Source organism: Ochrobactrum sp. SSR (genome assembly GCF_030067775.1).
GTDB classification, from domain to species: Bacteria; Pseudomonadota; Alphaproteobacteria; order Rhizobiales; family Rhizobiaceae; genus Brucella; species Brucella teleogrylli.
Window position 1 is genome coordinate 679,076 of record NZ_CP125970.1, and the last position, 17,845, is coordinate 696,920.

The window sequence follows — 17,845 nt, forward strand, 5'->3', positions numbered from 1 at the left end:
CTGAATATGGAAATTATCCAAGCTTCAAAGCAGACCGCAGAAAGGCTGCAGCCATGACGGCTCCGTCGGCTGATATCGTATGGCTGACACCGGGAAAGATGTGGCAGGTGGAATTCACGCCAATCTCGCCAAGGCGCGCATTCGCGCTTTCGGATTCGCTTGCCGGAATAACCGGATCGGCGCTGCCGTGCACAAGCATGGCCTGCGTCGCAAGCGTCGGCGTAAACGGTTCTGGCGAAGCCAGCCTGCCAGAAAAGGCAACCACAGCGGCAATGGGCCAGCGACCCGAAACCAGAGCGTCAAGCGACATGATCGCTCCTTGCGAAAAACCGACCAGTGCCACGCGGTCGAGTTTGTCGGCGAAGCCGTGTTCGGAAATGATCCTTGTCAGTGTTTCATCAAAAGGCGCACGCGCCTCAACAATCCGCTGCGGACGGTTGGCCGGGGTGACGCCGCTGACGCTGAACCACTGATGGCCCGAGCCCCCCTGATCGAAGGCAAAAGGCGCATCAGGCGCTGCAAATACGGTGCCGGGCAAGCTATCGGCCCAGAACGTGCCAAGCGAAGCGAGGTCCGCGCCGCGACTGCCGACACCGTGAAGGAAAATTACCAAAGAACGCATTTGTCTGTCATTCGCTTTCAAATTTGGACGGGAGCCAGTCCCGGAAGATCAGGGCCAAGCGGCACGATGCCGGTGGGGTTCAGCGCCTTGATGGAATAATAACCGCGCTTGATATGGTCGATGTTGGCCGTTTCCCGAATGCCGCGAATATCCAAAATGCGCGTCAGCCAGGCGCTGAGCGCCGCATAATCAACCAGCCGACGCAGATTGCACTTGAACAGGCCATGATAGGCCGCATCGAAGCGCACCAGAGTAACGAAGAGGCGGATATCCGTTTCGGTGAACTGTTCCCCGAACAGGAACGGCCCCTTGGCCGAAAGCCTTGCCTCCAGTTCATCAAGCGTGCGGAACACGTCGCGGAAGGCTTCGTCATAGGCGATCTGCGTGGTGGCGAAGCCCGCCCGATAGACGCCGTTGTTCAGGCTCGGATAGATGTGTTCGTTGAGCGCATCGATTTCGCCGCGCAACGGCTCGGGATAAAGGTCGATATCGTTATTGGCGAGATCGCCAAAACCGGTGTTGAACATACGCACGATGTCGGCGGATTCGTTGTTGACGATGGTTTTGGTCTTTTTGTCCCAAAGTACCGGCACGGTGGCGCGTCCCGTATAGTGGGGATCGGCTTTGGTATAGAGCTCATGCATATAGGTTGCGCCATTGAGGCTGTCGCGGTTGGACCCCGGATAGTCACCGAAACGCCAGCCCTGATCCGTCAGCGCAGGCTCTACCACCGAGATCGAAATGAGCTTGTCCAGCCCTTTTAGCTTGCGCGCGATCAGCGTGCGCGAGGCCCATGGGCAGATATAGGCGACATAGAGATGATAGCGGTCGGCTTCCGCCTTGAAACCCGCCTCGCCGGTCGGTCCCGCGCTGCCATCCGGTGTGACCCAGTTGCGGAAACCGGAAATCTGGCGCACGAAGCCGCCCTTCTCATCCTTGGCCTGAACCGGCTGCCAGTCTTCAGTCCATTTTCCGTCTACCAGCATGGCGTCTGTCCTTGATGTTCGCATGAAGTACGAGACGCCGGATAGATGCCTCGTTTCAAACCATTGATTATTGAACCGGATATTGTCAGAGAAAACACCCGCTGATTAGCCGGGTGAAACGAAGCTAATTCCTTCCATTTTGGAAGAAATAATCAGGCTACAATCTGCAATTCCGTACAGATACGGTTACGTCCCAGATCCTTGGCGCGATAAAGCGCGGCATCCGCGCGACGGAAAACCGTCTCAAACCCGGTATCCGCCGCGGTCAGAAAAGCGATACCGGCGCTGGTGGTGGTGCTGAAAGGAGCATGCGTCGTATCGAAAGACGCCGAAGCAAAAGCCTTGCGGATTTTGTCCGCGATCGCCAGAACATTCACATTGGACGTTTGGCGCAGGATGAGCACGAATTCCTCGCCGCCTATGCGCGCAATCAGCGCATCCTGCCCGGCATAGGCACGAATGATGCCTGCGAATTCCAGCAATACGCGATCCCCGACCGTATGGCCGTGACTGTCATTGATCGACTTGAAGGCATCCAGATCGAACACGATAACGGAATCGCCGATGCGCATCACATCGATGGCCAGACTGTCGTAAAGCGCCCGCCGGTTGAGCAACCCTGTCAGGCTGTCCGTGCGCGCTTCGTTCGCATGGCGACGCGCCACACGCGACTGCGTGAAGGTCAGTGATAGCGCCCCGATCCCCGTAATGCCGATGATCGCCATGATGGCATTGAAATCTTCCGCCAGATTGCTCGGCATACTGGTCAGCGTCCATTGCCGGTCAAAGACAATGACGGAACCGCAGAGCAAAAACGATATGGCCGTCAGCAGATAAAGCACCATCATGCCAACAACGGGAACCGGAGCCTCCTCATAGACCGAGACATATTCCCTGGCGGTGATGAACAGCAGAAATGCGGCAATGAAGTTGAAGAGCGCAATGCCGATACCGGCAACGCCCAAGACAATCGGCCCCAGAACAGCGGCAATCGCTATGATCGAAAATGCGACGAGTTGCTTCCTGTTGACCGGATTGCTGGATATCTGCCTTGCGCCGACAAACAGCAAAACGAAGCCCACCGTCATGACGCTGAAAGCAATGACCAGCGACGGAACCAGCGCCAGGAGGCCGGAATAGTTGAGCACGGCGCCCGCGCCGAGCAGGATCATGCCCAGGCAACCCCAGAGCAGGAACCTGTCCATCCGGTTCTGATACCAGACACTCAAAATCGTCAGCGCCACCGCAAGCGAACACAAGCCCGCTGCGAAGAATAGCGTGTTCTGGTCTAGCTCCAAGATTAACTCCGCACCCCTGTAAAGCGCTTGCGATCCGACAGTGCCGGATCGGCGCTCTAACTATTTATTGTCGCGCACATTCTGCCCGAGACCCGTCTTTCGCGGTTTTCGGCGCGTGCTCTCGCCCATATTGAAGCGGGAGTTTAGCGACAGAATGCCAAAGAATCGATACTTACTTATTTAAGTTAAGATCAAATTCTTACTGCCACCGCGCGGCGGGCAGAAATTTTTTACTTCTTGACCCGAACCGAGCCAATAAAAATCAAGCATCCCCCGATGTTTTATCTTCAATCTTTTCAAGGGGTTTCGACTGTTTCCGAATACTCCCCCGCCACAGCGCAAATCGCATCTGGTGTTTGCGGCAAAGCGGCAATCTCGCCCAACGGCACCGGCTTTACCGGCGCGCGCAGACGATAAAAACCGATCTGTTCCGGCGTGCAATTGCGCACTTCGGCCAGAATTTCAGTCACCGTGGAACTGCAAAGACGTCCCTGACATGGCCCCATGCCGCAGCGCACCATGGTCTTGAGCTGGTTGGGACCAACGACATGCGGCGCGGCATCGCGGATTGTTCCCACGGTCACTTCTTCACAGCGACAGACGATCACACCGCGATCCGCTGGGGCGCGAAAGGCCTGCCCCGGCTGATAAAGCGCATCAATGAAACCCCGCCCCCGCCCCAACCGTCGGCCCTGCTTGCGCAGAACATCGATCTTCGGTTGCAAGCCTGCTGCTCGTTCCGGAAAAATATCCTGACAGGCGGCCAGTGCCGCAATGCGCCCGCTCACCTCAGCAAGCAGGGCACCGCCGATACCGCCGCCATCGCCCGCAACATAGATCGCCTCGACCGAGCTTCGACCGTTCTCGCTCAGTTTCGGTTGGAAGCACTTCTGCCCATCGTTCCAGACAAGCGCGCAACCGGACGCATTGGCGAGATTATTGTTCGGAATAACACCCTGATGCAGAAACACACTATCGACGGCAAGCCTGTGTTCCTTGCCATTTGCCGTAAAAACGATGGCCTCGGCCCTCTCCTCTCCAGAAATGGCGATGCTCGTAACCCCGGAAAAGACAGGCACCGATTTTCGCACTTTCAAGAGCAGCGAAAGCCCCTTCAATCCATAAGGCGAGGTGAGGAACGACAGAAAATGCGGCATGGCTTTTCGGCAGTTTTCCGCCGGTGTCGTATCGAGCAAGGCAGCGATCTTGCCACCAGCTTTCAAAAGCTGCTCTGCGAACAGGTAGAGCAGCGGCCCTGTTCCCGCCAGCACGACGCGCCCTTCTGGAATGAGCCCGGCAGCCTTCAATGCAATCTGCGCCGCACCAACGGTCATCACGCCCGGCAATGTCCAGCCTTTGACGGGCATCGGGCGTTCCATCGCTCCGGTCGCAAAGACAACGCGGCGCGCATGAACGATCCCGCTTTTGCCGCCTGCCGACACCCGCAGTTCAACGCCGGTTCCGTTCGGTTCTTCCCGCTGTTCGACGCTCCAGACAAGCGCCTGCGGCACATAGGTTGTTTCGCTTGCCAGAAAAGCTTTCAGAACATCCTTGCCGTGCCAATAGTCTTTGCCGAGAAAGGGTCGGCGCTCAGGTCTATTCTGCTCAATGCCACGATAAATCTGCCCGCCCGCTGCCGGATTTTCGTCGAACAGCACCACCTTTGCGCCGATTGCGCTCGCTTCGGCAGCAGCAGCCATGCCTGCCGCGCCTGCACCAATGATGGCGAGGTCGTACAACATATCGAGCGCGTGAATGTCGGAAATTGTCCTAAACATTATCACTCCCCTCCACAGCGCGAGCGCCACTTTGGGATGAAATGACCATTCCGTCAGACACTTGTGTCATGCAGGCCTGCCGGTTCTGCACGCCATCGATGGTAACAAGGCACTCGAAACAGACGCCCATCAGGCAATAGGCGGCGCGTGGTTGATCGCCCACGACACTGTTTCTAAGCTTGGTTATGCCCTCGCCAAGCAAGGCGGCGGCGACCGTTACATGTGCAGACACGGTCAGCGGGCGCGCATCGAAGGTAATCGACACGGTTTCGTTCGGAATGTCGGTTTTACGAAACATGGAACCTCCGCCCGGAGAATGCATCATCCGCCAGATGCTTTGCATCGGTTGCGATTTGCTGCGCAATCGTAATGGCGTGATTGGCTGCCAGCGTTACGCCGGAATGGCACATGACCACGTAAGCGCCGGGATGGCTCGCGGACTGCTCATAGATCGGCAAGCCATCCGGTGTCTTGACGCGAAACCCGGCCCAGCTTCGCACGACATTGACCTCCGCCAGATGCGGAAAGGCCCGCACAGCCCGGTTGGCGAGAACCGCGCTGATATCCTGATTGGTGGCAATCCGGTCCGTATGCGTCTCCTGACTATCGCCGATCATGACACCGCCCTCATCGGTCTGGCGCAGCGTCGCCGCCGTATAGGGAAAGAATGGCGCACATTTTTCCGTCACCAGAATCTGCCCTTTGCTGCGCACCACCGGCGTATGCAAGCCGACACCTTGAGCCAGGACGGGGTTGCCATTGCCAGCCGCAAGGACAACGCGCTCGGTGAAAACTTCGCCCCAAGTGCCACGCAGCAGAAACCCGCCGTCTTGCGGAGTAACCGAGGTCACTTCGCTGTGCGGCTGATAGGAAGCGCCGAGCTTCAACATGCCTTCATGCAAAGCATGAAACAGACGCAGTGAATTCACGTCGCCATCCATGGGGGAATAGATCGAGCCGATAACATCACGACCAATTGACGGCAGCATTTTTGCCGTTCCGCTGTGGTCGAGCACGACATGCTCCGGCGCGTCATGGCCCAGTTCACGTGCAACGGCCTCTACATCGCCCGTGTACATTTCAAGCTCTCGCTCGTCGTAGCAGAAAATGAAGGCGCCCTTCTGTTTCAAGGCGACATCGATGCCGGTTACTTCACGCAGATCATCTGCCAATGTCGGCCACAGCCGCGCCGATTGCATCGTCCAACGCGCATAATGTGGAGCGCCGACACCCTTTCCCTGCACCCAGATGAGCGCGAAATTGGCACGTGATGCGCGCAACGAAAGGTCTTCACCATCAAGAAGCAGCGGGCGTATGCCAGAGCGGAGTAGCCCCCAGGCAATGGCCGAGCCCACCAGCCCTGCTCCGACGATAACAATGTTCTGATCCGGCAATCTGCGCATTCGACTGTTCAATCGCATCATTTCATATATGCCGCGGTTCACTGAAAGGCACGATCAGGAAAACACCAGCAGGATTTCACGCAGACGTTTGACAGTGTGATACCGCGCAGTCAAATCCCAAATGGAAGCAGGCAATCATAAGTTACGCGAAACGCTCCGTACACGCAGGATCATGATAATAGCTATTGAAAATTATTACAGAAATTGCGTAGAAATTAGAAAAAATTACCACGAATGCAACCAGCGGTCCCGATAGAACGGAACCCAGGAGTACGCCTGCAACCCAGGCCCAATTCATACAATGCGAGTACCCGCCATGTCGGATCACAACCCCAACTCTCTTTCCCCAAATCGCCGTCAGTTTTTGCTTGGAGCAGGCAGCGCGCTGGCGCTTGGCGCGACCGGCAGCTTCTGGATGCCCGGTCAGGCGCGCGCGCAGGATGCCGCGCCACGCAAGGGCGGCCACCTGATCATGGGTCTCGACACGGCGTCGAGTTCAGACCGCCTCGATCCGGCCTATTATCCGGAAGCCTATATGTATTCGGTGGGTTTCCAGCTCTTCAACACCCTGCTTGAACCGACCCCGGACGGTCGCCTCTACGGTGCGCTTGTCGAAAGCTGGGAAGCGACCAAGCCCGATGCATCGCAGTGGGTTTTCAAGCTCAAGAAGGGCATCCAGTTCCATAACGGCAAAGAGCTGAAGGCCGAGGACGTCATCTATTCGCTGAACCATCATCGCGGCGAAAACAGCAATTCCGGTGGCAAAGGCTTCCTGCTCGCCGTGACGGAATTGAAGGCTACCGATCCTTACGAAGTGACGATCACGCTCGACAAGGGCAATGCCGACTTCCCGGCAGCTCTGACCGACGTGCATCTTGGTATCACGCCGCTCGATGCGGATTTCGACAAGGGTATCGGCACCGGCGCTTTCATTCTGGAAGATTTCCAGCCGGGCGTCCGGGCGCTGACTCGCCGCAACCCGAACTATTGGGCGCCGGATCGCGCCAATGTGGAATCCGTCGAAACCATCGCCATGAGCGATGCGACCGCCCGCATGGCCGCATTGCTGAGCGGGCAGGTGCATGTCGTCAATCGCGTAGACGCCCGCTCGGTAGGTCTCGTTTCGTCGCGTCCCGGCGTGCAGATCCTGAAAACGCCGGAAAACACCATGTATTGCCTGCCAATGCGGGTCGACACGGCGCCTTTCGACAATAACGATGTGCGTCTGGCGCTGAAATACGCCATCGACCGCGAAGAACTGCAGAAGAGCATTCTCGGCGGCACCGGCTCAATTGGCAACGACAATCCGATTTCGTCGTCAAACCCGTATTATTCCAAGGACATTCCGCAGCGCGCCTACGACCCGGAAAAGGCGGCCTTCCACTTCAAGAAGTCAGGCTATAGCGGAAATATTCCGCTGGTCGTTTCCGAAAACGGTTTCCCCGGCGCGGTTGATGCGGCGCAGGTCTATCAGGCAGCAGCCGCCAAGGCCGGTATCACCATCGACGTGGAACGCGTGCCGTCCGACGGCTATTGGGACGAAATCTGGCTGAAGCGCCCGTTCGTCGCCTCCAACTGGGCCGTTCGCCCGACCGCCGACGCCATGCTGTCGATGATCCTGCAATCGGATGCGCCGTGGAACGAAACCGCCTGGAAGAACGAAGCCTTCGACAAGCTGCTTGCTGAAGCCCGCGTCGAACTGGACGAGGGAAAGCGCAAGAAAATCTACCATGACATTCAGGTAATCATGGTGGATGAAGGCGGCGAGCTTATCCCGCTCTTTGCCGACAACCTTGCCGCAGCAACGGACAAGATCAAGGGCTTTACCCCGACGCCATCCGGCGGCGATATGAGCGGCTATCGTCTGGCGGAAAAAATCTGGTTCGAGGAATAATCGACCGAACACAAGAAGCGTATCTGAACAAAAGCCTCCTTGTCGGGAACGCTCGGCAAGGAGGCTTTTTTCGTTGTCGCTTACTTGCCCCGCATCTGTTCGCCTGCATTTTTGGCAAAACGCAGGTTCCAGAAGGTTGCCGTCAGCGAAATGCCGGTGACGACGAGAAACGCCGTCGAGAAATCGGAGATGACGGGCACGTCACGGGCATGCAGGTTCATGGATGCATGCAGTATCAGTGCCGCCACACAAACGCCGACCGACAGCATGAGCTGCTGGAACGTTGAATAGAAGCTGTTGGCGGAACTCATCCGCTTTGCGTCCACCCGGTCATACGCCACGGTGTTATAGGCAGTGAACTGGAACGACATGGAAAAGCCCGACATGGCCAGCACGATGAAGATCAGCCAGTGCGGCCAGTCCGGCGTGAAAAAGGCGCAGATCGCATAGCTGCATGCAGAGAATATGCCATTGACGACCAGCGACATCCGGAAGCCGAACTGCCGGATAATGCGCGGCGCGAAGGCCTTCATGGCCAGCGCACCAAGCGCAGTCGCAAGCACCATATTGCCCGCCGCCACGGCAGACAGGCCAAAGCCGATCTGAAGCATCAGCGGCAGCAGAAACGGATGCGCGCCCTGCGTGATACGAGTGATCGACCCCGCAATCATCGAGGTTCCGAAGCTTTCAATCCGCAGCAGAGAAAAATCGAGCATCGGCGCCGGATGACGGCGCGAATGGACGATTGTGGCAACCCCGAAGACAATGCCGACCACAAAGAGTTTCAGCGCCAGGTTCCCGCCTTCGTGATTGCTCGCCGTTTCCAGACTGAACAGCAGGGCACCGAGCGCAATACCGGACAGGATCAAGCCCATGAAATCGAACGGTTCACGCGTTTCGCTTTTATATTCGCCGATATAAAGCGACACGAAAATCATGCCCAGAATGCCGATGGGAACATTGATGTAGAAAATCCAGCGCCAGTCCAGATATGTCACAAACAGACCGCCAAGCGGCGGCCCGAGAATGGGGCCCATAAGGGCTGGCACCAGCATCCACGACATGGCGGCGATGAGGTCTTTGCGTTCCACGGAGCGGATCAGCACCAGACGACCGACCGGCAGCATCATCGCGCCGCCTGCGCCCTGCAACAGCCGGGCCGCGACCAGACAGGGCAGGTTCGGCGCCTGCGCGCAGAGCACGGAACCCAGAATGAAGATTGCAATCGCGAAGCGGAAAACCGTGCGCGTGCCGAAGCGGTCGGCGATCTTGCCACTGGCCGGGATGAAAATCGCAAGGCTCAGCAGATAGGAAGTCAGTGCCACGCTCATGGAAGGCGCCCCGACATTGAAATCGCGCGCCATGGTCGGCAGTGCCGTGGCCAGAATGGTCGCATCGAGCTGTTCCATCAGCATGGCGCTGGCGACGATCAGTGCGATGATGCGAAAATTGCTTTTGCCCTCCGAAGCTGCGGCTTCGGCGGTTGAATTCTGGCTCTCGAGGCTGACACTCATGGCTATTCCAGCGCTGCGGTCTCGCTCGCCGAGACAATGCCGATCAGCGAGTAAACAATGGACGACTCACACAAAACTGCGAGCAGTAAACTCAGTCCTCCACCGTTGACGGCATATATCACAGATCACGGCGAAACATAGCCGCTCAAGAGAATTTGACCTCGGATTCATTTATGGATCAGAGCGACGTCGCGCTTGTGGTGCGTTTCAGCGACAGGTTCCGCTCGCGGATCATGGAGAACAGACCAGCGCCAACAACGATGAAAGCGCCAGCAATGACGTTCCATGTCAGCATTTCGTGGAAAACCAGCGTGGCGATAAAAGCGGTTATGAGCAGCTGGAGATAGGTCAGCGGCTGCAATTCCCCCGCTTCAAGGATTTCGTAAGCCCGGATGAGGCAGCAATGGCTCGCAATGCCGCACACGCAGCACGCTTCCAGCCACAGCCAATCCTCCGGCGCGATAGGTACGATATAAAAGACACCCACGGCTGTCAGCACCACAGCGCCGCCGATCGCCGTATAGAAGAAGCTTGTCATAGTGTCGTCATCCCTGCTGACCGCACGCATTGCCACGACATAAATCGCCAAGAGACAGGAAGCCGCCACGGCGAACAGAACATTGGCATCAAAATGCGCATTGACCGGGTTGATGATCAAAAGCACACCGCCCAGACCAAGGGTGACCGCCATCCAACGCGGCCACCTGACCTTTTCGCCCAGAAACGGTACGGAAAGCATGGTGACCAGCAAAGGCGAACTTTGAAAGATCGTTTGCGCTACGGCAAGGCCTGCCCGGCTCAAGGCAAAAATCGCTGCGACAACACCAACAGCCAATATGACACCCCGGGCAATCTGGAGAAAGGGATGCTTCGTGGACGCAGCCTTCACGATGCCCCCGGACCGCATGGCCAGCAGAATGACAAAGGCCGCGAACACCCAGTAACGGACCATCGCAATGAAGATTGGCGAATAGGCCGTGCCAAGATATTTCGACAGGCCATTCTGCACCGCAAAGATGGATACGGAGGCAATTTTGAACAGGTAGCCTCGGCTCTTGGGGGTCATATGCAATACTCAAAACCGCCCGCAACAGGTGAAAATCTGCTTAAAGGAATAGTTTTGAGTAATCTCCGCCATCACAGATTGCTACAACGAAACCCGTTATTTTTTGTCGTCGGCAGCAGAGGAATTTTAAATTCATTTTTGGTTCAGGGCGTCGTCGCGCTTGTGGTGCGTTTCAGCGACAGGCTACGCTCGCGGAACATGGAGAACAGACCAGCGCCAACAACGATGAAAGCGCCAGCGATGACGTTCCATGTCAGCGTTTCGTGGAAAACAAGCGTGGCGATAAAAGCGCCGATGACCAGCTGGAGATAGGTTAGCGGCTGCACTTCGCCCGCTTCGAGAATGTCATAAGCGCGGATAAGGCAATAATGGCTCGAAATGCCGCAAACACAGAGCGCGGCCATCCAGAACCAGTCATGCGGCGCGATGGGTACGAGATAAAAAACGCCCGCCGCCGTCAGCACCACGACACCCCCGACCCCCGTATAGAAGAAGCTGGTCATGGCGTCGTCATCCTTGCTCACCGCACGCGTTGCCACGGCATAGATCGCGAACATGAAGGTCGCAGCCACGGAAAACAGGATATTGGCATCGAAATGCGCATTGACCGGGTTGATGATCAAAAGCACGCCGCACAGGCCGATAATGATCGCCGTCCAGCGACGCCAGCCGACCTTTTCGCCCAGAAACGGCACGGAAAGCATGGTGACCAGCAGTGGCGCGCCCTGAAAGACCGACTGCGCCATGGCCATTCCGGCCCGGCTGAGGCCGAAAATGAAGGTGACGATTTCCGCCGCCAATAACACACCACGAGTAATCTGCAGAAAGGGGCGCTTCGTGGAAGCGACCTTGACGATTCCGCCAGACCGCATGGCCAGCAGAATGACGAAAATTGCGAACACCCAGTAGCGGATCATCGTGATGAAAATCGGCGAGTAATGCGTGCCAAGATATTTCGATATGCCGTCCTGCGCCGCAAAAATGGTCACCGCGAGGATCGTGAAGAAGTAGCCTTGGCTCTTGGGGGTCATACGCCATACTCTAAGCCGCCCGAAACGGGTGACGGTCTGTCTTGAGGGGATAAGTCTGAGTAATCCGAACGACGGCGGATTACCACAACAAAGCCAACTATTTTTTGCCAGTCGCAACGGAAACTCGATTTCACGCAGTTTATGGTTGAGGGAGCGTCCTACGCTTACCCTTCCTCTTTGCTCGCTTTTTGCATGGCCCTGATCGCTAGCGACGGGTCGAATATTGCAGCCTGTTGCACGATGTGCGCGCCGCAGGGGGAACAGATTGTCCGCGTGCAGGTTTATCCACCGCTGCGGGGCAAGACAGAAAGTGAGACGATGCAATGAAAAAGGCTCTTATTCTTACAGCGGCAGCATTTCTTGCGACAACCGGTCTGGCCGCCGCGCAGGATGCTGTCATCATCGAAGTGCCCCAGTCCGCACGCGATTATGTCATCGCCCATCCCGTCGATCCGGTCGTTATTCAGGACGATATCGCTCAGGGCTATGTGGTGCCGGAAGCTGTTGTCGTGCGCCCCATCCCGGACAATCCCGACTTCGGCTATATCTATGTGAATGGCGAACCGGTGATCGTTTCGATGCAGAACCGGCAGGTGGTTTATTATGACGAAGGACCCAATGCAGGCCCTCCCGTGCCCGTTGTGCCGGATGATGTCGTGACCTTCATTGAAAGCCATCCAATTGAGCCCATCACCATCGAAGGCGAGTTGACGGAAGGCATGGTGATACCGGAAGATGTGCCACTGGTGGCCGTCCCGGATCAGCCGAATTATTCCTACGTCTATATCGATCAGCGCCCGGCACTCGTTGAGCCGCAGACGCGCCGCGTCATCTGGGTGAAATGAATTCCCCTCCCTCCCCGCGCTTCAGAGCGCGGGGATATGCGGCTTCAGCTGTTCTGGCTGGTTCCTCTGAAGCGCTATTCTTCCCTCGCCAGTTTCGTGTCCGCAGCCTTGCGATGTGTGGAACCCAGCTTCCGGCCCGATGCCAGCCCTCCCTAGAAGCTCACCACTGTCGACATCTGGCAATCTTTAGCCGCTTGCATGAATGCACCCATCTAAAATATAGATAAATCAAGAATCAAATCTATTAAAGATGGGAAGAGCCGCTATATGACTGAGATTAATGAGATAATTAGCCAAAAACTTGGCGTTGATTCACCAATTGAACAAAATGAGTCGCTCAATCTTGCTAGAATTATCTATAATTTACCCTTCATCCAGCTGATCTTCCGCGCGCAGGAAATCCATCGACAGCATTTTGACCCCGATGCCATTCAGATGAGCAGGCTGCTTTCCATCAAGACGGGCGGCTGTGCGGAGGATTGCGGCTATTGCAGCCAGTCGGCGCATTATCCGACCGGGCTGAAAGCCTCCAAGCTGATGGAAGTCGAGCGCGTACTGGCGGAAGCGCGCAAGGCACAGGAAGGCGGCGCGACACGCTATTGCATGGGTGCGGCATGGCGCAGTCCCAAGGAGCGCGACATGGACATGCTTGTCGCCATGGTCGAAGGCGTCAAGGCGATGGGCATGGAAACCTGCATGACGCTTGGCATGCTGACGCCGGAACAATCGGCACGCCTTTCCGACGCCGGGCTCGATTACTACAACCACAATATCGACACGTCGGAGCGGTTTTACCCCGAAATTATCACTACCCGGACTTTCGAAGACCGGCTGGAAACGCTGGCGAATGTCCGCGATGCTGGCATCAAGGTGTGTGCGGGCGGCATTCTCGGCATGGGCGAAACCGTCGATGACCGCATTTCGATGCTGGTCACACTGGCCAGCCTTCCGACACCGCCCGAAAGCGTGCCGATCAACATGCTGATCCCGATCCCCGGATCGCGGCTTGCCAATGCCGCGCCCATCGACCCGTTCGATTTCATCCGCACCATCGCGCTGGCCCGCATTCTGATGCCAACCTCCTATGTGCGGCTTTCCGCCGGGCGCACCGATATGAGCGATGAAACGCAAGCACTATGCTTCTTAGCCGGGGCCAATTCGATCTTTGTCGGCGACACGCTGCTGACCGCCGACAATCCCGGCGAGGATCACGACAGTGCGCTCTTCCGGCGGCTCGGTCTCAAGCCGATGACACTGGAGCAGATGCGTTGAGCATTCCCGCACTCGCCCGTTATCAGGCAACGCTTGAGGGTCTTGAGCGGAAATCGCGCCTGCGCACCCTTTCCCCGCAAAAGGGCGTCGATTTCACCTCGAACGATTATCTGGGCCTCGCCAATTCACCACGCCTCAGGGCCGCAATCGCTGCGGCTCTCGACCGGGGCGTCCCGGCGGGTGCTGGCGGATCGCGGCTGTTGCGCGGCAATCACGTCGAGCATGAAGCGCTCGAAAGTGAAGCAGCCGCCTTTGTCGGCGCAGAAAAAGTGCTCTATTTCGGTACTGGTTTTGCTGCCAATACGGCGCTTTTCGCGGCCCTGCCGCAACGTGGGGATCTGATCGTTTGCGACGCGCTGATCCATGCCAGCGTCCATGAAGGAATTTCATCCAGCAAGGCAGACGCGGTCTTCGTGCAACATAATGATGTCGATGCTTTCGACACGGCAATCAGTGGCTGGCGGCGCAAGGGCGGCAAGGGCCGTCCGTGGATTGCCGTTGAAAGCCTTTATTCCATGGACGGCGATATGGCTCCCATCGCAGAACTGGCCGCACTGGCGACCCGCCATGACGGATTTCTGGTCATCGATGAAGCCCACGCCACTGGCATTTATGGCTCGCAAGGACGTGGACTGGCGGCAGACCTCGAAAATCGCGACAATGTGCTGGTGTTGCATACGTGTGGCAAGGCTTTGGGCCTGTCCGGCGCATTGCTGCAATTGCCCGCCATACTCCGCGATTATCTGGTCAACCGCGCCCGCAACTTCATCTATTCGACCGCGCCATCGCCCTTGATGGCAGCGGGCGTGCGCGAGGCCCTGCGGATGATCGCAGACGAGCCAGAGCGTCGTCAGCAATTGCAGACGCTGACCGGCCATGCTGGATCGCTGGTCGTTTCGCTTCTGGGTCTCAAACCCAGTGGTTCGCACATCATGCCGATCCTGATCGGCGATAATTTCCGCGCCATGCGCATTGCCGAGGCCATGCGCGCCGATGGTTTCGATATCAGGGCTATCCGCCCTCCGACCGTGCCGGAAGGGACCGCCCGGCTCAGACTATCCATCACGCTCAATGCCAATGAAAGCCAGATCACCGAGATGTTTGAACGGCTTTCCATCGCAATCAGGAAAGACAGACCATGACAACGCGCCTCGTCGTCTCCGGCACGGATACCGGCATCGGGAAAACGGTCTTTTCAGCCGCACTCACCGCCGCCCTTGACGGCTATTACTGGAAGCCGGTGCAATCCGGCCTTGATGCGGAGACCGACAGTGAAGCGGTAGCAAAGCTCGTCGGCCTGCCCCAAAGCCGCATTTTACCGGAAGCTTACCGGCTCTCGGCACCGCTTTCCCCCCATCAATCGGCAGCGCTGGACAGCGCGGCAATCTCCGCCGACGCACTCACTGTCCCCGCAACCGACGGACCGCTGGTCATCGAAGGCGCTGGCGGCTTGCTGGTGCCGCTTTCGGACGATCTGGTTTTTGCCGATATATTCGCGCAGTGGAAAATTCCTGTCATTGTCTGCGCCCGCACCAATCTTGGCACGATCAATCACACGCTCTTGTCGGTCGAAGCGCTGAAGCATCGCCGGACGCCAATATGCGGCATTGCCTTTATCGGCGATGAGAATCCCGAAACCCAGCGCATCATCGCCAAAATGAGCGGTGTGCGCATTCTCGGTCGCCTGCCATTATTGCCGTCACTTTCCGAAGGCGTATTGATGCATGCCTTCGAAGAAAATTTCGATCTCGGCAGCTTCGTGGAGGTGTGGGCATGAAGCGGCAGACCGTCTGGCACCCCTTCACCCAGCACGCGCTGGAAACGGAGATGCAGCGCATCGTTTCGACGGAGGGCGCTTATCTGATCGACGAGAGCGGCAAGCGCATTCTTGATGCAATCTCCTCCTGGTGGGTCATCACCCATGGTCACCGACACCCTTTAATCATGCAGGCAATCCGCGCCGCCACGGAAAGCTTCGACCAGATCATCTTTGCCGAATATTCCCATGCGCCTTCCGAACAGCTGGCGGAAGGGCTGATTGAAATCGCACCGCCCGGCCTGCAGCACGTCTTTTATTCGGACAGCGGTTCGACCGCGGTGGAAGTGGCGCTGAAAATGGCGCTCGGCTATTTTCACAATACCGGGCAAAAGCGCGACCGTATCGTCGTGATGGAACACAGCTATCACGGCGATACCATCGGCACCATGTCCACTGGAGAGCGCGGCGTGTTCAATGCCGCCTATGAACCTTTGCTGTTTGGCGTTGACCGGCTGCCCTTTCCCGAAAAAGGCAATGAACAGCGCACACTCGATATGTTCGAGGAGTATTGCAGGGCAGGTCACGTAGCGGCCTTGCTGATCGAGCCACTTGTTCTCGGTGCGGGCGGCATGAAAACCTATCGCCCAGCGCTCCTGACAGAACTGAAACAGATCGCCAAACGTTTCGAATGCCTGCTGATCGCCGACGAGGTCATGACCGGCTGGGGACGAACCGGAACCGTCTTTGCCTGTGAACAGGCGCGCATCACGCCGGATATCCTATGCGTTTCCAAAGGACTGACCGGCGGTGCCTTGCCGCTGGCGGCAACGCTTTGCACCCCGGCGATCTTCGATGTGCATCTGTCGACCGACCGACGCAAGACCTTTTTTCACTCAAGCTCCTATACCGCCAATCCGATTGCCTGCGCCGCCGCTGTCGCCAATCTCGAAGTCTGGCAGCAGGAGCCGGTCTTGAGCCGCATTCGCTCCATCGAGGAGTTTCATGAACACAATCTGACGCGATTTGCAGGCGACCGGCGCTTTGCCAGCATCCGGCAGGCGGGAACGATTGCCGCGCTTGATATTGCCGTACCTTCCGGCGGCTATCTTGCAGAAATCGGCCAACAGATGCGCAAATTGTTTCGCGAGCGGAACTTGCTGATCCGCCCGCTTGGTAATGTGATTTATCTGATGCCGCCCTATTGTGTGACCAGCGAGGAGTTGACCGCCCTCTACAACGCGATTGACGATGTGGCATCCATCGTGACGGGGCGGGCACTATGAGCTCGTGCCGCTCCTCCCGCATGGCAGGGTTCGGTCATGCGGTGCCAAAACGCCGCGTGGAAAACGGTGAGATCGAACAGCAACTCGGTCTGGAACTGGGCTGGATCGAACGCCGCACGGGTATCCGCACGCGCTATTGGGCAGGCGATGGCGAGACATTGAGCGGGCTTGCAGCCATGGCTGGAGACATGGCGCTCAACAATGCCGCCATCGCCCGCGAAGACGTCGCGCTGACTTTGCTGGCCACCTCCACGCCGGATCATCTGCTGCCGCCGTCAGCGCCGCTGCTGGCGCAAAAGCTCGGCCTTGCACGATCCGGCGCCATCGATCTGGCGGGGGCGTGTGCGGGCTTTCTCTATGCGCTGACGCTGGCCGATGGCTTTGTGCGCAGCCATAAACGCCCTGTCCTTGTGGTCGCCGCCAATATTCTGAGCCGCCGCATCAATCCCGCTGAACGCGCAAGCGCCGTCCTCTTCGCCGATGCGGCCGGAGCCGTTGTACTGGTGCCGGATGAAGACCCGCAACGCGGCATCCTCTCGGCTGATCTGACTTCCGACGGAAGCGGTTATGACCTGATTTCGATCCCGTCCGGCGGCAGCAACCAGCCATTTTCTCCCGATTTGCCGCCAGAGCAATTTCTGATGACGATGAGCGATGGTCGCGAGGTGTTTTCCCGCGCGGTCGATCTTATGACCGTCGCCTCCAAAAATGCGCTTGCGAAAGCCGGAATCGAATCGGCACACATTGATCGCTTCATCCCGCATCAGGCCAATGCGCGCATGTTCGATGCTGTGGCACATAATCTGGGAATCGATCCGGCTAAAGCGGTCCGGACAATCGCAACCTTTGGCAATTCCTCCGCTGCGACAGTTCCGCTATCGCTGTCGATTGCCAATGAAAGCAAAGCTTTTGCAGAAGGCGAAACCATCCTGCTAACCGCCGCAGGTGCCGGAATGATGGGCGGCGCAGCAGTCTATCGCGCTTGATTCCACACCGCGTTCTCTCCCACGCGTCAGGTCGAATGGCAGTTAATTGTTAGCCTTCAACATATTTGACTTTACAGTAAAGTGAAAATATCTTCTTTGATATCAGTC

The 17,845-nt window shown here is 57.4% G+C and carries 16 protein-coding genes; 7 read left to right on the top strand and 9 right to left on the bottom strand.

All coding sequences use genetic code 11. The features are described from left to right. Positions 1-13: 13 nt before the first annotated feature. The 6 genes from QLQ11_RS14650 to QLQ11_RS14675 all read right to left on the bottom strand — a co-directional run bounded on the left by QLQ11_RS14650 (position 14) and on the right by QLQ11_RS14675 (position 6,087). Positions 14-643, bottom strand: a complete 630-nt coding sequence (locus tag QLQ11_RS14650) for an alpha/beta hydrolase (RefSeq protein WP_268967059.1) — start codon at positions 641-643, stop codon at positions 14-16. Next, positions 640-1,608, bottom strand: coding sequence for a glutathione S-transferase family protein (locus QLQ11_RS14655; RefSeq protein ID WP_109367257.1), 969 nt, complete (start codon positions 1,606-1,608; stop codon positions 640-642). The genes QLQ11_RS14650 and QLQ11_RS14655 overlap by 4 nt, the downstream gene beginning before the upstream one ends. Positions 1,609-1,760: 152 nt before the next feature. Next, on the bottom strand, positions 1,761-2,906 hold the full coding sequence (locus QLQ11_RS14660) for a diguanylate cyclase (protein ID WP_109367256.1): 1,146 nt from the start codon (positions 2,904-2,906) through the stop codon (positions 1,761-1,763). A gap of 296 nt (positions 2,907-3,202) precedes the next feature. Next, on the bottom strand, positions 3,203-4,684 hold the full coding sequence (locus QLQ11_RS14665) for an NAD(P)/FAD-dependent oxidoreductase (RefSeq protein WP_109367255.1): 1,482 nt from the start codon (positions 4,682-4,684) through the stop codon (positions 3,203-3,205). Continuing rightward, the gene (locus QLQ11_RS14670) at positions 4,677-4,982 is read right to left on the bottom strand and encodes a (2Fe-2S)-binding protein (RefSeq protein ID WP_109367254.1); all 306 of its coding nucleotides are present in this window, start codon (positions 4,980-4,982) and stop codon (positions 4,677-4,679) included. Before QLQ11_RS14670 ends, QLQ11_RS14665 begins: the two co-directional genes overlap by 8 nt. Further along, entirely contained in the window at positions 4,972-6,087 is a 1,116-nt protein-coding gene (locus tag QLQ11_RS14675; protein ID WP_109367253.1) for an FAD-binding oxidoreductase, read from the bottom strand. Before QLQ11_RS14675 ends, QLQ11_RS14670 begins: the two co-directional genes overlap by 11 nt. A gap of 316 nt (positions 6,088-6,403) precedes the next feature. On the opposite strand from QLQ11_RS14675, the gene QLQ11_RS14680 reads away from it, so the two are divergent. Then, positions 6,404-7,981, top strand: a complete 1,578-nt coding sequence (locus tag QLQ11_RS14680) for an ABC transporter substrate-binding protein (protein WP_109367252.1) — start codon at positions 6,404-6,406, stop codon at positions 7,979-7,981. A gap of 80 nt (positions 7,982-8,061) precedes the next feature. Here QLQ11_RS14680 and QLQ11_RS14685 read toward each other — a convergent pair whose 3' ends face one another. From QLQ11_RS14685 to QLQ11_RS14695, 3 genes are all read right to left on the bottom strand, one after another. After that, a complete protein-coding gene (locus tag QLQ11_RS14685; RefSeq protein ID WP_121538263.1) occupies positions 8,062-9,495 on the bottom strand; it encodes a DHA2 family efflux MFS transporter permease subunit in 1,434 nt (477 codons plus the stop codon). A gap of 178 nt (positions 9,496-9,673) precedes the next feature. Then, positions 9,674-10,561: a DMT family transporter gene (locus QLQ11_RS14690; protein WP_109367250.1), complete on the bottom strand. Its 888-nt coding sequence runs from the start codon at positions 10,559-10,561 to the stop codon at positions 9,674-9,676. 143 nt (positions 10,562-10,704) lie between these two features. Then, on the bottom strand, positions 10,705-11,592 hold the full coding sequence (locus QLQ11_RS14695) for a DMT family transporter (RefSeq protein WP_109367249.1): 888 nt from the start codon (positions 11,590-11,592) through the stop codon (positions 10,705-10,707). Between the two features lie 323 nt (positions 11,593-11,915). Between QLQ11_RS14695 and QLQ11_RS14700 the strand changes: the two genes are divergently transcribed. The 6 genes from QLQ11_RS14700 (at position 11,916) to QLQ11_RS14725 (ending at position 17,737) form a co-directional block, all read left to right on the top strand. Beyond that, positions 11,916-12,437: a DUF1236 domain-containing protein gene (locus tag QLQ11_RS14700; protein ID WP_109367247.1), complete on the top strand. Its 522-nt coding sequence runs from the start codon at positions 11,916-11,918 to the stop codon at positions 12,435-12,437. Between the two features lie 276 nt (positions 12,438-12,713). Then, a complete protein-coding gene (gene bioB / locus QLQ11_RS14705; protein ID WP_371831103.1) occupies positions 12,714-13,709 on the top strand; it encodes a biotin synthase BioB in 996 nt (331 codons plus the stop codon). Beyond that, on the top strand, positions 13,706-14,851 hold the full coding sequence (locus QLQ11_RS14710) for an 8-amino-7-oxononanoate synthase (RefSeq protein WP_109367245.1): 1,146 nt from the start codon (positions 13,706-13,708) through the stop codon (positions 14,849-14,851). Before bioB ends, QLQ11_RS14710 begins: the two co-directional genes overlap by 4 nt. Continuing rightward, entirely contained in the window at positions 14,848-15,486 is a 639-nt protein-coding gene (gene bioD / locus QLQ11_RS14715) for a dethiobiotin synthase (RefSeq protein ID WP_124915845.1), read from the top strand. The genes QLQ11_RS14710 and bioD overlap by 4 nt, the downstream gene beginning before the upstream one ends. After that, on the top strand, positions 15,483-16,751 hold the full coding sequence (locus QLQ11_RS14720; protein WP_109367243.1) for an adenosylmethionine--8-amino-7-oxononanoate transaminase: 1,269 nt from the start codon (positions 15,483-15,485) through the stop codon (positions 16,749-16,751). Before bioD ends, QLQ11_RS14720 begins: the two co-directional genes overlap by 4 nt. Next, positions 16,748-17,737 (top strand): beta-ketoacyl-ACP synthase III, encoded by a 990-nt coding sequence (locus QLQ11_RS14725; protein ID WP_109367242.1) that lies wholly within the window; start codon positions 16,748-16,750, stop codon positions 17,735-17,737. The genes QLQ11_RS14720 and QLQ11_RS14725 overlap by 4 nt, the downstream gene beginning before the upstream one ends. Positions 17,738-17,845: the final 108 nt, after the last annotated feature.

Coding starts and splice junctions, on each gene's coding strand:
- QLQ11_RS14695 (WP_109367249.1), bottom strand. CDS start 11,592: ATGACCCCCAAGAGCCAAGGCTACTTCTTCACGATCCTCGCGGTGACC.
- QLQ11_RS14725 (WP_109367242.1), top strand. CDS start 16,748: ATGAGCTCGTGCCGCTCCTCCCGCATGGCAGGGTTCGGTCATGCGGTG.
- QLQ11_RS14700 (WP_109367247.1), top strand. CDS start 11,916: ATGAAAAAGGCTCTTATTCTTACAGCGGCAGCATTTCTTGCGACAACC.
- QLQ11_RS14665 (WP_109367255.1), bottom strand. CDS start 4,684: ATGTTTAGGACAATTTCCGACATTCACGCGCTCGATATGTTGTACGAC.
- QLQ11_RS14685 (WP_121538263.1), bottom strand. CDS start 9,495: ATGAGTGTCAGCCTCGAGAGCCAGAATTCAACCGCCGAAGCCGCAGCT.
- QLQ11_RS14675 (WP_109367253.1), bottom strand. CDS start 6,087: ATGCGCAGATTGCCGGATCAGAACATTGTTATCGTCGGAGCAGGGCTG.
- bioD (WP_124915845.1), top strand. CDS start 14,848: ATGACAACGCGCCTCGTCGTCTCCGGCACGGATACCGGCATCGGGAAA.
- QLQ11_RS14655 (WP_109367257.1), bottom strand. CDS start 1,608: ATGCTGGTAGACGGAAAATGGACTGAAGACTGGCAGCCGGTTCAGGCC.
- QLQ11_RS14690 (WP_109367250.1), bottom strand. CDS start 10,561: ATGACCCCCAAGAGCCGAGGCTACCTGTTCAAAATTGCCTCCGTATCC.
- QLQ11_RS14680 (WP_109367252.1), top strand. CDS start 6,404: ATGTCGGATCACAACCCCAACTCTCTTTCCCCAAATCGCCGTCAGTTT.
- QLQ11_RS14670 (WP_109367254.1), bottom strand. CDS start 4,982: ATGTTTCGTAAAACCGACATTCCGAACGAAACCGTGTCGATTACCTTC.
- QLQ11_RS14720 (WP_109367243.1), top strand. CDS start 15,483: ATGAAGCGGCAGACCGTCTGGCACCCCTTCACCCAGCACGCGCTGGAA.